The following is a 12,839-nucleotide window of genomic DNA, read 5'->3' as shown; positions in this document are numbered from 1 at the left end:
AGGAGACAAGCATGAGTATCGAAGTCCGCAATCTATCCAAGCGCTTCGGCCAGTTCCGAGCGCTGAACGACGTTTCGCTGCATATCGAAACGGGCGAGCTGGTGGCGCTGCTGGGCCCTTCGGGCTGCGGCAAGACGACGCTGCTGCGCATCATCGCGGGGCTGGAATCGGCCGATGCCGGTAGCGTGCTGTTCGCGGGCGAAGACGCGACCGCGGTGGATGTGCGCCAGCGCCAGGTCGGCTTCGTGTTCCAGCACTATGCACTGTTCAAGCATATGACGGTCTTCGAGAACGTGGCCTTTGGGTTGCGCGTCAAGCACCGTTCTCAACGCCCCTCGGAAGACGTTATCCAGCGCAAGGTGCATGACCTGTTGGGACTGGTGCAGCTGGACTGGTTGGCGGACCGCTATCCCGCTCAGCTCTCGGGTGGCCAACGCCAGCGCATCGCCCTGGCGCGCGCGTTGGCCGTGGAGCCGCGGGTGCTGCTGCTGGACGAGCCCTTCGGCGCCTTGGACGCCAAGGTGCGCAAGGAGCTGCGTCGCTGGTTGCGGCGTCTGCACGACGAACTGAACGTGGCCAGCGTGTTCGTCACGCATGACCAGGAGGAAGCGCTGGAAGTGTCGGACCGGGTGGTCCTGATGAACTCGGGCCGCATCGAGCAGGTGGGCACGCCGCGCGAAGTCTGGGAAGAACCGGCCACGCCGTTCGTCTATGGCTTCCTGGGCGACGTGAACCAGCTGCAGGGCTTTGCCACGCGAGGTGTCTGGAACGGGTCGGGCCTGTCCTTGCCCGCGCCGGAACTGGCGCAGGCCGAAGCCCAGCGCGCCACCGCCTATGTGCGGCCGCACGAGTTCGACGTCGAGCGCTATCGCGCCGGCGCGGACGGTATTCCCGTGCGCCTGGCACACGCCTATCTCGCGGGTCCCAGCGCCTACCTGGAGCTGGCCAGCGAGGAATCCGACGCCATCATCGAAGCCGAAGTCCCGGAGTCCCGTTACCGGGAGCTGGGCCTGCGGGATGGCGAAATCCTGTTGGCGCGTCCCCGCCGGGCGCGCATTTTCGCGACGCAATCATGAGCACGACCGATCTTACCCTTGACCTCGATGCGGGCCTGGCGGCGCGCTGGCGCGAGCTGGGCGCGCGCCTGGCCGATGTGCAGCAACGTTATCCGGACGCCGCGCTGGCGTCCTCGCTGGCGGCCGAGGACATGCTGCTGACGCACGCGATCTATAGCGCGGGCCTGGACCTGGAAGTTTTCACCCTGGACACGGGCCGTCTGCATGCCGAGACGCTGGGTGTGCTGGATGCCGTGCGCGAGCACTATGGCCGCGAGATCACCATCTACCGGCCAGTCGCAACCGCCGTCGAGCAACACGTTGCCGCCCACGGCGCCTATGCCTTCTACGAAAGCGTCGAGCTGCGCCGCGCCTGTTGCCAGATCCGCAAGGTCGAGCCGCTCAAGCGCGCGCTGGCCGGCCGTGGCGCCTGGATCACCGGCCAGCGGCGGGCGCAATCCACGACCCGCGGCGAACTGCCGCTGGAAGAGGATGACAAGACCTTCGGCCTCTACAAGTTCAATCCGCTGGCCGATTGGAGCGAAGAGGACGTCTGGTCCGTCATCCGCGCGCTCGGCATCCCATACAACCCGCTGCATGACCAGGGCTATCCGTCCATCGGCTGCGAGCCCTGTACCCGCGCCATCCGACCGGGCGAAGACCTCAGGGCAGGGCGCTGGTGGTGGGAGTCGTCGGACTCCAAGGAATGTGGCCTGCATGCGGGCAACCGGGTCATAAGCATTGCGGCGCGTGCCGATTGATGCGGCCCACGAATTCAAAATCTGTCTTAGGGGAAGTGCATATGTCTGCTGTGATCCAACGCAGCCACCTGGATTGGCTGGAATCGGAAGCAATATTCATCCTGCGCGAGGTGGCCGCCGAAAGCGAGAAGCCCGTGCTGCTGTTCTCGGGTGGCAAGGACTCGGTCGTGCTGTTGCGCCTGGCCGAAAAGGCCTTCCGGCCGGGACGGTTTCCGTTCCCGCTGATGCATATCGACACCGGCCACAACTTCGACGAAGTGATCGCCTTCCGGGATGCGCGCGCGGCTGAACTGGGCGAAACCCTGATTGTGCGCAGTGTGGAAGATTCGATTGCGCGCGGCAGCGTGGTGTTGCGCCGCGAAACCGATTCGCGCAATGCCGCCCAGGCCGTGACGCTGCTGGAGGCGATCGAGGAATTCGGCTTCGACGCCTGCATAGGCGGAGCGCGCCGCGACGAGGAAAAGGCTCGCGCCAAGGAACGCATCTTCTCGTTCCGCGATGAATTCGGCCAGTGGGATCCGAAGGCGCAGCGTCCGGAACTCTGGAACCTGTTCAACACGCGCGTGCATCGCGGCGAGAACATGCGCGTCTTTCCGATCTCGAACTGGACCGAGCTGGACGTCTGGCAGTACATCCAGCGCGAGCAACTTGAACTACCGTCCATTTACTACAGCCACGAGCGCGAGGTGGTGCGCCGCAAGGGCCTGCTGGTGCCGGTCACGCGGCTGACGCCGCCACAGGATGGCGAACAGGTCGAACGCCTGCAGGTGCGCTTCCGCACGGTGGGCGACATTTCCTGCACCTGCCCGGTGGCGTCCGATGCCGCCGACACCCGGGCCATCATCGCCGAGACCGCGGTGACCGACATTACCGAGCGCGGTGCCACGCGCATGGACGACCAGACTTCCGAGGCCTCGATGGAGCGCCGCAAGAAGGAAGGCTATTTCTGATCGCAGGAAGTGCCGGCGTTTGCCGGCGATGAGGGACGCACATGAACGCACTAAACGATTCTTTTCTTTCCGGCGCCGACACGGGCGTGCTGCGCCTGATCACGGCGGGTTCGGTGGACGACGGCAAGTCGACGCTGATCGGCCGCCTGCTGTACGACAGCAAGGGCGTGTTCGCTGACCAACTGGACGCGATCTCGCGCGCCAAGCACAAGCGGGTGGCCGGCGACGGCATCGATTTCTCGCTGCTGACCGATGGTTTGGAGGCAGAGCGGGAGCAGGGCATCACCATCGACGTGGCCTACCGCTATTTCTCCACGCCGGCGCGCAAGTTCATCATCGCCGATGCCCCGGGGCATGAGCAGTACACGCGCAACATGGTGACGGGAGCGTCGACGGCGGACGTGGCCGTCATCCTGATCGACGCCACTCGCGCCGCCGACGGCGTGCTGCTGCCGCAAACGAAGCGGCACAGCACCATTGCGCGCCTGCTGGGCATCCGCCACATCGTGGTGGCCGTCAACAAGATGGATTTGGTGGACTGGGATCGCGCGGTGTTCGAGCGCATCCGCGATGCGTACGGCGACCTGGCGCGCAAATTGGGCATCGAGCATTTCGATGCGCTGCCGCTGTCGGCGCTGAACGGCGACAACGTGGTGACGCTGTCGCCCCAGACGCCGTGGTACGAGGGACAGCCGTTGCTGGCCTTGCTGGAATCGCTGGACCTGGCCAGTGACGGCCGCGCCTTGCCGTTGCGCTTTCCGGTGCAGTGGGTGGCGCGCCACGATGGCAACCGCAAGGACGATTTTCGCGGCTACGCCGGCCGTGTGGCGAGCGGCGTGCTGCGTCCCGGCGACGAGATCGCCGTGCAGCCCTCCGGCGTGACGGCTGTGGTGCGGGAAGTGCGCGCCTTCGATCGAGCGCTGGATGAAGCGGTGGCGGGCGACTCGATTACATTGGTGCTGGACCGCGACGTGGACGTGTCGCGCGGCGACGTGATCGTGCACGTGTCTGCGCCCGCGCAGGTCGTGCGCGAGTTCGAGGCCGAGTTGTGCTGGCTCGATGCGCAGGCCCTGAATCCGGCTCGCAAGTATTTGCTGAAGTCGGGCACGCGCCTGACCTCGGCGAAGATCCGCGCGGTGCTGTCGCAACGTGACATCCACGAATTGCAGGAAGTGGAGAACACCGAAGGCACGCTGCGCATGAACGACATCGGACGCGTGACGCTGACCACGCGCGAGTCGCTGGCGGTCGATCGCTATGCGGATGTGCCCGCGACGGGCGCATTCATCCTCATCGACGAGGCTACCCACCAGACCGCGGCCGCCGGCATGTTGCGCTAGCGGTAGAGGCCGGAAAACAACGGATTTTTGGTGCGGCAGAGTCTGTTGTTTTTCCGCTAAATCCAATGTTGGCGCGGCTTTCCAGGCGATCTCGCCTGGTGAAATCGATTTGTCCGGACGGCGTCGGCGTCTTGCGGTAAAGTGGGGCTGTCTTACGAAAAGGCTTTTGGTGCTTGTCAAAACCACTGTGTTTTTGTACAGTAGTTTTCATGGCACGCACCGATCATTCTTTTCCCGCCGGTTCTGGGTCCCCGGCTGCCGCCCCCGCCGCCTTGCGCGGTCGGGGTGCGGTTACTAATGTTCGGCATCGCTTTCAGCGCGATGACCGCGTGCAGGTCGACGACGGCTGGTCTTCGTCGGGTCTGCCCGCCGATTACGTGGATCCGGCCTACGTAGATCCCGACTGCGCAGGCGCTCGTTGCACAGACGCTGCTTGCGCAGATTCAGTCCCCAATACAGATTCAATCCCCAATATTTTTCCCGAACCTGCCATCGGCGGTTCCGGTGCGCGGGTCATTCCCGTCCTGCCCGACGTCCGCGTCTCGCCCGTGGCCCCCAAGACCACGGTCACCGCCGAAGAAGCGCGCAAGATGCTGTCGCGCAACGATTCGCCCGACATTCCCTTCGACGTCGCGGTCAATCCGTACCGTGGCTGCGAGCATGGTTGCGTCTATTGCTACGCCCGGCCCACCCATTCCTACCTGGGGCTCTCGCCCGGGCTGGACTTCGAAACCCGCCTGGTGGCAAAGGCCAACGCGGTTCAGGCCTTGCGCGCCGAACTCAGCCGGCCTGGTTACAAGCCATCTCCCATCAACATCGGTTCCGCCACGGACGCCTATCAGCCCATCGAACGCGAATGGCGCCTGACCCGCGGCCTGCTGGAACTAATGCTGGAAACGCGCCATCCGCTCACCATCGTTACCAAGAACGCGCTGGTCGCCCGTGACCTGGACCTGCTGGCCGCGCTGGCCGAGCAGAAGCTGGTGGTCGTCTACATGAGCATCACCACGTTGGACGCCGGCATGGCCCGCACGCTGGAACCGCGCGCCGCCGCGCCGTGGCGCCGTCTGGAAGCCGTGCGCAGCCTGACGGACGCCGGCGTGCCGGTGGGCGTGCTGGTGGCGCCCATCATCCCGTTCATCAACGACGAATCCATGGAACACATCCTCCAGGAGTCCAAGGCGGCTGGGGCGCATTACGCCAGCTACACCGTCTTGCGCCTGCCCTGGGAGGTCAAGACCCTGTTCGAGGACTGGCTCAATGCCCATTTCCCGGACCGGGCCCAGCGCGTGCTGCATCGCATCGAAGACCTGCGCAATGGCCGCCGCAACGATCCAAATTTCGGGTCACGCATGCGAGGCACCGGCGTCTGGGCCGATCTGCTGCGTCAGCGCTTCACCATCGCCACGCGCAAACTGGGTCTGAATCGCCACCGTCTGGCGCTGGACTGCGACCGTTTCCTGCCCCCCGCCGCGGTTGCGGCGAAGGCTGCCGATTTTCTATCCCCGGCTGGCGTGCAAGCGCCTTCAGGGGTCCCTTTTCCTGCCGTATCGCCCGCAGCTGGCGGCGCGCAAGGGCGCGCCGCGCGCCGCTTGCAAGCCATGGCCGCAGGCCAGTTGTCATTGTTCGATTGACCGCCGGCTGCTGCCGCGGATGCATGCCGGGCGCTTCGCCCTGGCGCTGGACCGTCTTTCCAAGGAGTTCCCATGAACACCGCTGATATTTCCGTCTTGTCGGATGAGCTCGTCGTCACGCTGAACCCGCTGCGCCGCGGCACACATCGCGCCCGCGCCTGGTGCGCCAAGGTGGCTGGCCTGGCGATGCCCTGGAACACGGCTGCGGCCAACGCCGGATCGGGCCGTCGCGCCCGCCCAGGCTCGGCACCGGCCAGGTGGCCCTTTCCGCCCGCGCCGGCCGACACGCAAGCCTTGTCCGGCCGCGCCATGCCCCTGCCCATGCCGGTACCCGAGGCTGCCATTGGTGCCGCCGGGGCGCCGGCAGCGGTCGGGCCGATCGCCGCGCCTGCCGCGCGTGACCGCAGCCTGGGCAACGCCACGGTGGAACCGGTGACGGCTCAGGTCAGCGTCAAGGCCATGGTTATCGATGTCGTGATGGTGCTGGCCTGGGGAGCGATCATCCCTGGCCTGATGTGGCTGGGCGCGGCCGCTGGATTTTGAGCCTGCGCTCGAATAGCGTGCCGGCCCCGTGCCCGCACCTCGTACTCGAGCGCAGCAGTCGCGCCCCGTTGTCCGGCCTTAGCTGACCGGTCAGCTTGAGCCCAGCAGGATGACCCCTGCAAGAATGGACATGCAGCCCGCCAGGCGGCCAAGCCCGACCTTTTCACGCAGCAGGAACATGCCGGCCAGGGTGCCCAGCATCATGGACATTTCCCGGGCGGGCGCCACCAGGCTCAGCGGCGCGCCGTTGCGCAAGGCGTACAGCACCAGGATGTACCCCAGCGGGGACAACAGCCCGACCGCCAGCGCCAGATGCCAGTGCCCACGCATGGCCTCCCAGGCCTGGGGGCGTCGACGCAGCATATGCGGGGTCATCATCGCCGTGCGGGTCACGCAGGTAAACCAGTCGAACAGCACCGGGCTGATCAGCAGCACCTTGACACCGTAGGCATCGACGACGGTATACGCGGCGATGAACAGGCCGATCACCACGCCCCAGCGCACTCCCACCCAGGCCTGCGCCTGCTTGAAGATGGCCAGCCGGCCCTGGGTCGCGATGAGCAGCACACCGGCCACCACGCAAAGCATGCCGATGATGCCGGTGGTGGTGGCGGGTTCGCCCAGCAGCAAGAAAGCGCCAGTCGTGGATAGCAGCGGGCCGGTGCCGCGGGCAATCGGGTAGACCACGGACAGATCGGCCACCTGGTAACCCTTTTGCAGGCACAAGCTGTAGCCCAGGTGCAACAGGCTGGAGGTCAGGATGGCGCCGACCACGGGCCAGGTCCAGGTCATGCCGTCATGCAGCAACACCCAGATGACCCACGGCGCATACAGCACCGAAGCGCACAGGCCATAGGCGAAAACAAAGGGAGCGCCCACCATGGCCGCACGTTTGGCGAGCAGATTCCACGTGGCGTGGGCCATTGCCGCCAGGACGACCAGTATCAGGGACGAGTACGACATGAGGGAACAGCGTCAGATGACGTGTTTGTTACAGAAGACGGAAGGGTACTCCAAACCGGCAGCACGGGGGAGATGTTACCTCACGCCCAGAGCGATTTTTGGTGTAGAATCATTGGTTTGCCAAATCTCATCCTCTGCTTGCGGCACATGCAACAGGGGCTGGCCTTAGCGTCAGCCACCCGTGCCACGCGACGGATGCGGGCTCAGCGCATAGCGCTGTTTTCCGCGGAAACCGCGTGAACAACATCGAACGGCAAAAGTTTTAGTCCGCAAAGACATGATGATCTAGGAGTTCTCATGAACCTTATCGCTATCCTGGAACAGGAAGAAATTGCCCGTCTGACCGGCGGTCAAGCCAAGCCTGAATTTGCTCCTGGTGACACCGTCATCGTGAGCGTGAACGTCGTTGAAGGCACCCGCAAGCGCGTGCAGGCTTTCGAAGGCGTCGTGATCGCCAAGCGCAACCGCGGCCTGAACTCCGCGTTCACCGTGCGCAAGATTTCGTCGGGTGAAGCCGTGGAACGTACGTTCCAGCTGTACTCGCCGCAAATCGCCGGCATCGAAGTCAAGCGCCGCGGCGACGTGCGCCGCGCCAAGCTGTACTACCTGCGCAACCGCTCGGGCAAGTCGGCGCGTATCAAGGAAAAGCTGGTCAGCAAGCAAGCCTCGGCGGCTTGATCGCTTATCGGCACACGGCCCTACCAGTGTCGGACGTTCACGCCATCCCGCGTTTTCGTTCGGCACGGGTTTCCGGGTTAAAAAGGCACCTGCGAGGGTGCCTTTTTCTTTTTGCAGAGCCGTATGTCTGATTCCTCGTCTTCCCCGCGGCCCCGGCGGCCGCTGGCGCGTCCCGGCTTCGATCCGGCGACGCAACCCTGGGTCGTGGCCAACGAGTCCTTGCCGGCCGTGCCCGCCAGTCTGTTGACCCCGGATTCGCTGCGGGGCACGCTCAGCCAGCCATCCACCTGGACGCTGGAGCTCTCGCGCGATACCGATCTGCGCTATCCGGGCCGCGAAGGCGTGCCGGTCCCCGCGGCGGTGCTGATTCCGCTGGTGACTCGTGACAACGGCGTGCACATCATGCTGACTCAGCGCGCGGCGCACCTGCACGATCATGCGGGCCAGATCAGCTTTCCCGGCGGACGCATCGAAACCAGCGACTCCACGCCGGAGGCCGCGGCGCTGCGAGAAGCGCAGGAAGAAACCGGCTTGCCCGCCAATCACGTGGAGGTTCTGGGCAGCATGCCGCCCTACCTGACCGCGACGGGTTTTTCCATCATTCCGGTGGTGTCGTTGGTGCGCCCGGGTTTCGATCTGGCGCCTGACGCATTCGAAGTGGCGGAAGTATTCGAGGTGCCGCTGTCGTTTCTGATGGACCCCGCCAATCATCGGCTGTATGAAGCCCGGCTGGACGATGGCCGGGTGCGCCAGTATTACGGCATGCCTTACGGCAAGCATTTCATCTGGGGGGCCACCGCCGGGATGTTGCGCAACCTTTACCATCTGCTGCGCCACGGCTTTACGCCACGTTGAGGTCATTCGACCGCTGAAGCCTATGCATGACGGCCCCGGATGGGGCCGTCATGCATTGCGGGACGGCTCGGCGCTAGTAGCGCTGCTGGCCTGCCAGGTTTTCTTCGAGGATGCGTTGGTACAGGGCGTAGCGCGCCGGGTCGATAGCTCCGGCCTGCAAGGCCGCCACCACGCCGCAGCCGGGTTCCTGCCGATGGGTGCAGTTATAGAAACGGCACTCCTCGATGGGTTTGGTGAACTCCGGAAAGCCGCGGATGATGTCTTCGCGGCTCAGGTGCTGCAGGCCGAAGGCCTGAAAGCCCGGGGAATCGATCAGGTCGCCACCCGGAGCGGGAAGGTGATAGAGCCGGGTGCTGGTGGTGGTGTGCTTGCCCATGTCCAGCGCGGTGGAATGCTCGCGGGTGGGGGCGGCGGCGTCCGGCACCAGGGCGTTGAGGAGCGTGGACTTGCCCATGCCGCTTTGGCCCAGCAGCAAACTGGTGTGCCCGGCCAGACGGGGCGCAAGCAGCGTATGCACCTTCTCGGGTTCCAGCGCGCTGAGTTCAATGACGTCCACGCCCAGGGCGGCAATGGGTGCCAGCCGCGCGCGCGCCGCCGGCAACTCGTCAGTCAGGTCCGTCTTGTTCAAGATGATGATGGGCGCGATGCCCGCGCTCCAGGCGCCCGCCAGGGCGCGCCCGGTCAGGTCGTCCGAAAAAGTGGGTTGCACGGCGACAACAATCAGCAACTGGTCGACATTGGACGCGAACTGCTTGGAACGCATCTCGTCCGAGCGGTACAGCAGGTTGCGCCGCGGGAGGATGGCGTCGATGGCGCCTTCGTCCTTGCCCTGGGGCGTGATGCGCACGCGGTCGCCCACGGCGGCGCCAGCCTTCTTGCCACGCGGAAAACACTTGCGCAGCGTGCCGTCGGCAAGTTCCACGGTGTAATGGCGCCCGTGTGCGGCGATGATGCGCCCTTCATTGGGCCCGGCTGTAGTCGCGCTCATGCAGCGGCCGCCGTCAGGTGGCGGATGCGCACGGCGGCGGGCGGATGGCTGTCGTAAAAGGCTGAATGCACGGGATCGGGAGTCAAGGTGGCGGCGTTATCGTCGTAGAGTTTGACCAGCGCGGACACCAGGCGTTCCGGCGAACTCTGTTCGGCCGCATAGCGGTCCGCTTCGAATTCGTCGCGGCGCGAGTACCAGCTGGCCACGGGCGTGAGCATGAAAGTGAATACGGGGATGACCAGGAAGAACAGCAGCAGCGCCATCGCGTCGTTACGCCCGCCCAGCTGTGGCATGACGCCCAGGCCGACGTAAAACCACGGCTGTTGGGAAATCCAGCCCAGGATGGCGAAGAACACCAGCGCGGCGGCGAAACTGAACACAATGCGCTTGATGATATGGCGCTTGGCGAAATGGCCCAGCTCGTGCGCGAGCACGGCCTCGATCTCGTCGCCGTTCAGCCGCGCCAGCAGAGTGTCGAAGAACACGATCCGGCGCGAACGGCCGAATCCAGTGAAGTAGGCATTGCCGTGGGCTGACCGGCGCGAGCCGTCCATCACGAAAAGGCCATTGAGCGCAAAGCCGCAGCGTTGCGCCAGGCGCTGGATGCGTCCAGCCAGTTCCGGATCGGACAGCGGCGTGAACTTATTGAAGAGCGGTGCAATGAACATCGGGTAAATGATCAGGAGCGCCAGGTTGAACGCCGTCCATAGCGCCCAGGCCCACACCCACCAGTACGCGCCCGCGCTGCCCATCAGCCAGAGGACGGCGGCCGCCAGCGGCAAGCCGAGCACCGCGGCCACCAGCAGACCCTTGGCGGCGTCGGCGGCGAACAGCGCGGGCGTCATGCGGTTGAAGCCGAAACGCGCCTCGAGCTTGAACTGGCGCCAGAGCGTGAACGGCAGGCCCAGGACTCCCAGCAGCAGCGCCACGACGACCAGCAACAGCATCTGCCGCAGGAAGTCGTTGCTGGTAAGCTGGGCCACCATCAGGTCGATGAATTGCAGCCCCCCCATCAGGGTCAGGCAGACCAGCAGGATGGCGTCGTAGGTGCGTTCCAGCATGCCCAGCTTGACCCGCGCCACCGTGTAATCTGCCGCGCGCTGATGGCTTGCCAGTCCGATACGGTGAGAGAATTCGGACGGCACCTGGTCGCGGTTGCGCGCGACGTGACGAATCTGGCGCGACGCCAGCCACAGGCGCACGGCAATATCGGTCAGCAGGAAGGCAACAAACAGCAGTGTGAACATGGGCGATGCGGCTTGGTCAAGTAGTTATGTGCGAAAATCGTGTGTTTTACCGCCGGGCCGCCCCTAGGTAAAAAGCGCGCCCTTGGGGGCAGCAAGCCGAAGGCGCGGCGCGGGGGCAATCTTTACCGCCGGGCCGCCCCTAGGTAAAAAGCGCCCCCTTGGGGGCAGCAAGCCGAAGGCGCGGCGTGGGGGTAATCTTTACCGCCGGGCCGCCCCTAGGTAAAAAGCGCCCCCTTGGGGAGGCAGCAAGCCGAAGGCGCGGCGCGGGGGCATCCCTTATAGGCAAATTATATGGCTGTGAACGAAAACCGCCTGGTTTGGCTGGACATGGAAATGACCGGCCTGGATCCCGAAAAAGAACGCATCATCGAAGTCGCCGTCGTGGTGACCGAACCCGACCTGACCGTCGTGGCGGAAGGCCCGGTGCTGGTGGTGCATCAGCCCGATAGCCTGCTCGACGCCATGGACAGCTGGAACAAATCCACGCATGGCAAGAGTGGCCTGATCGACAAGGTCAAAGCATCCACGATTTCCGAGGCGCAGGCCGAGGATACGCTGTTGGCGTTTCTGGCGCAGCACGTGCCCGCGGGCAAGTCGCCCCTGTGCGGCAACACGATCAGCCAGGACCGCCGCTTCATGTTTGCTTATATGCCGCGCCTGGAGCAGTTCTTCCATTACCGCAATCTGGACGTGAGCACCCTGAAGGAACTGGCGCGCCGCTGGGCGCCTGCCGTCTACAAGGGCTTCGAGAAAAAGAGCCGCCACGAAGCGCTGGCGGACATTTACGAATCGATCGACGAACTCAAGTATTACCGCGAGCACTTCCTGAAGGTGTAGGCGGTACGCGCCCATGCCCGCCGCCTCATCCGCCTGCGAGCCGCTCATCGGGGATCACCCGTCGATGGCGGCTTTGCGCGATCTGGTCGGCCGGGTGGCGCGCAGCAAGGCCAGCATCGTTCTCATTTACGGTGAAACCGGCACCGGCAAGGGGCTGGTGGCCCGAAACCTGCATGCGCAGTCCGCGCGCGCGGCCAAGGGCTACACCGAGATCAACTGTGCAGCCATCCCCGGCAATCTGCTCGAGTCCGAGCTGTTCGGCCATGAACGCGGCGCGTTCACGGGAGCCGTTGCGCGCAAGACCGGGCTGCTGGAAGCCGCCAACGGCGGCACCGTATTCCTGGACGAGATCCGCGAACTGGATCCCGTCATGCAGGCCAAGATCCTGACCTTGCTGGACAGTCGGCGCTTCCGGCGCATCGGTTCCGTGCAGGAAGTCTCGGTCGATGCCCGCTTCATTGCCGCCACCAACAAGATCCTGCTGGGGGAAGTGCAGGCAGGACGTTTCCGGGACGACCTTTATTACCGCCTGCAGGTCGTGTCGATCAATCTGCCGCCGCTGCGCGAGCGAGGCGACGATGTCATCGTCCTGGCGCAGCGCTTCCTGGAACGTTACAACGCCACCCACGGCAGCCGCTTCACCGCCATCGACGCTGAGGTCCGGCGCATCTTCAAAACCTACGCCTGGCCGGGCAACGTGCGTGAGCTCAGCAATCTCCTGGAGCGGATCTGCATCCTGGAGGATGGCGAGACGGTCCTGGCCCGCCATTTGCCGCAGCGCATTCTGCGGGAAGCAGGCAAGCCCGCCCTAGCGGCTACAACCGCGGGCGGGGGCAGTTATGCCGACCAGTCCGCGCAGTTTCAGCGCGGACTGATTCGCGCGGCGCTCCAGGCCCAGGAGGGCAACCTGGGCCGTGCCGCCGAGTCCCTGGGCTTGACGCGGCATGCCCTGCGCCACCAGATGCTCAAGCTGGGGCTGGACGGCTGA

At 65.0% G+C, this 12,839-nt stretch carries 13 protein-coding genes; 10 read left to right on the top strand and 3 right to left on the bottom strand.

From position 1 onward, the window contains the following. Positions 1-11: 11 nt before the first annotated feature. From CEY08_RS01390 to CEY08_RS01365, 6 genes are all read left to right on the top strand, one after another. Positions 12-1,076 carry a sulfate/molybdate ABC transporter ATP-binding protein gene (locus CEY08_RS01390; RefSeq protein WP_076815667.1) on the top strand — a complete coding sequence of 355 codons (1,065 nt, stop codon included), beginning with the start codon at positions 12-14 and terminating at the stop codon, positions 1,074-1,076. Continuing rightward, complete coding sequence (locus CEY08_RS01385) at positions 1,073-1,816, top strand: phosphoadenylyl-sulfate reductase (RefSeq protein WP_063641711.1); 744 nt, start codon at positions 1,073-1,075, stop codon at positions 1,814-1,816. The genes CEY08_RS01390 and CEY08_RS01385 overlap by 4 nt, the downstream gene beginning before the upstream one ends. Before the next feature lie 41 nt (positions 1,817-1,857). Further along, a complete protein-coding gene (gene cysD, locus CEY08_RS01380; RefSeq protein ID WP_042792549.1) occupies positions 1,858-2,766 on the top strand; it encodes a sulfate adenylyltransferase subunit CysD in 909 nt (302 codons plus the stop codon). A 41-nt stretch (positions 2,767-2,807) separates the two neighbouring features. Continuing rightward, on the top strand, positions 2,808-4,106 hold the full coding sequence (locus CEY08_RS01375; protein WP_076815665.1) for a sulfate adenylyltransferase subunit 1: 1,299 nt from the start codon (positions 2,808-2,810) through the stop codon (positions 4,104-4,106). Between the two features lie 209 nt (positions 4,107-4,315). Then, positions 4,316-5,740: a PA0069 family radical SAM protein gene (locus tag CEY08_RS01370; RefSeq protein ID WP_076815662.1), complete on the top strand. Its 1,425-nt coding sequence runs from the start codon at positions 4,316-4,318 to the stop codon at positions 5,738-5,740. Between the two features lie 72 nt (positions 5,741-5,812). Beyond that, the gene (locus CEY08_RS01365) at positions 5,813-6,283 is read left to right on the top strand and encodes a hypothetical protein (RefSeq protein WP_076815660.1); all 471 of its coding nucleotides are present in this window, start codon (positions 5,813-5,815) and stop codon (positions 6,281-6,283) included. A 90-nt stretch (positions 6,284-6,373) separates the two neighbouring features. Here CEY08_RS01365 and CEY08_RS01360 read toward each other — a convergent pair whose 3' ends face one another. Continuing rightward, positions 6,374-7,246, bottom strand: coding sequence for a DMT family transporter (locus tag CEY08_RS01360; RefSeq protein WP_063641705.1), 873 nt, complete (start codon positions 7,244-7,246; stop codon positions 6,374-6,376). Between the two features lie 297 nt (positions 7,247-7,543). On the opposite strand from CEY08_RS01360, the gene rplS reads away from it, so the two are divergent. Together rplS and CEY08_RS01350 are read left to right on the top strand one after the other, a co-directional pair. Next, positions 7,544-7,924 carry a 50S ribosomal protein L19 gene (gene rplS, locus CEY08_RS01355; RefSeq protein ID WP_006218237.1) on the top strand — a complete coding sequence of 127 codons (381 nt, stop codon included), beginning with the start codon at positions 7,544-7,546 and terminating at the stop codon, positions 7,922-7,924. A 123-nt stretch (positions 7,925-8,047) separates the two neighbouring features. Continuing rightward, positions 8,048-8,779: a CoA pyrophosphatase gene (locus tag CEY08_RS01350; protein ID WP_042792551.1), complete on the top strand. Its 732-nt coding sequence runs from the start codon at positions 8,048-8,050 to the stop codon at positions 8,777-8,779. A 73-nt stretch (positions 8,780-8,852) separates the two neighbouring features. Here the strand turns inward: CEY08_RS01350 and rsgA are convergent, their stop codons facing one another. Next, positions 8,853-9,767, bottom strand: coding sequence for a ribosome small subunit-dependent GTPase A (rsgA, locus tag CEY08_RS01345; protein WP_076815658.1), 915 nt, complete (start codon positions 9,765-9,767; stop codon positions 8,853-8,855). Further along, positions 9,764-11,014, bottom strand: coding sequence for a M48 family metallopeptidase (locus CEY08_RS01340; RefSeq protein ID WP_042792553.1), 1,251 nt, complete (start codon positions 11,012-11,014; stop codon positions 9,764-9,766). Before CEY08_RS01340 ends, rsgA begins: the two co-directional genes overlap by 4 nt. A gap of 291 nt (positions 11,015-11,305) precedes the next feature. Between CEY08_RS01340 and orn the strand changes: the two genes are divergently transcribed. Both orn and CEY08_RS01330 read left to right on the top strand, forming a co-directional pair. Further along, positions 11,306-11,851 carry an oligoribonuclease gene (gene orn, locus CEY08_RS01335; protein ID WP_042792554.1) on the top strand — a complete coding sequence of 182 codons (546 nt, stop codon included), beginning with the start codon at positions 11,306-11,308 and terminating at the stop codon, positions 11,849-11,851. Positions 11,852-11,864: 13 nt separating this feature from the next. After that, positions 11,865-12,839, top strand: coding sequence for a sigma-54 interaction domain-containing protein (locus CEY08_RS01330; RefSeq protein WP_076815656.1), 975 nt, complete (start codon positions 11,865-11,867; stop codon positions 12,837-12,839).

The organism is Achromobacter insolitus (assembly GCF_002209555.1).
Lineage (GTDB): Bacteria > Pseudomonadota > Gammaproteobacteria > Burkholderiales > Burkholderiaceae_B > Achromobacter > Achromobacter insolitus.
This window is presented reverse-complemented; position numbering and strand designations above follow the sequence as displayed.

What these genes read in the sequence shown, in the direction of transcription:
- CEY08_RS01365 (WP_076815660.1), top strand. Translation starts at nt 5,813, where the DNA reads ATGAACACCGCTGATATTTCCGTCTTGTCGGATGAGCTCGTCGTCACG.
- CEY08_RS01370 (WP_076815662.1), top strand. Translation starts at nt 4,316, where the DNA reads ATGGCACGCACCGATCATTCTTTTCCCGCCGGTTCTGGGTCCCCGGCT.
- cysD (WP_042792549.1), top strand. Translation starts at nt 1,858, where the DNA reads ATGTCTGCTGTGATCCAACGCAGCCACCTGGATTGGCTGGAATCGGAA.
- CEY08_RS01330 (WP_076815656.1), top strand. Translation starts at nt 11,865, where the DNA reads ATGCCCGCCGCCTCATCCGCCTGCGAGCCGCTCATCGGGGATCACCCG.
- CEY08_RS01390 (WP_076815667.1), top strand. Translation starts at nt 12, where the DNA reads ATGAGTATCGAAGTCCGCAATCTATCCAAGCGCTTCGGCCAGTTCCGA.
- rsgA (WP_076815658.1), bottom strand. Translation starts at nt 9,767, where the DNA reads ATGAGCGCGACTACAGCCGGGCCCAATGAAGGGCGCATCATCGCCGCA.
- CEY08_RS01340 (WP_042792553.1), bottom strand. Translation starts at nt 11,014, where the DNA reads ATGTTCACACTGCTGTTTGTTGCCTTCCTGCTGACCGATATTGCCGTG.
- rplS (WP_006218237.1), top strand. Translation starts at nt 7,544, where the DNA reads ATGAACCTTATCGCTATCCTGGAACAGGAAGAAATTGCCCGTCTGACC.
- CEY08_RS01375 (WP_076815665.1), top strand. Translation starts at nt 2,808, where the DNA reads ATGAACGCACTAAACGATTCTTTTCTTTCCGGCGCCGACACGGGCGTG.
- CEY08_RS01385 (WP_063641711.1), top strand. Translation starts at nt 1,073, where the DNA reads ATGAGCACGACCGATCTTACCCTTGACCTCGATGCGGGCCTGGCGGCG.
- CEY08_RS01350 (WP_042792551.1), top strand. Translation starts at nt 8,048, where the DNA reads ATGTCTGATTCCTCGTCTTCCCCGCGGCCCCGGCGGCCGCTGGCGCGT.
- CEY08_RS01360 (WP_063641705.1), bottom strand. Translation starts at nt 7,246, where the DNA reads ATGTCGTACTCGTCCCTGATACTGGTCGTCCTGGCGGCAATGGCCCAC.
- orn (WP_042792554.1), top strand. Translation starts at nt 11,306, where the DNA reads ATGGCTGTGAACGAAAACCGCCTGGTTTGGCTGGACATGGAAATGACC.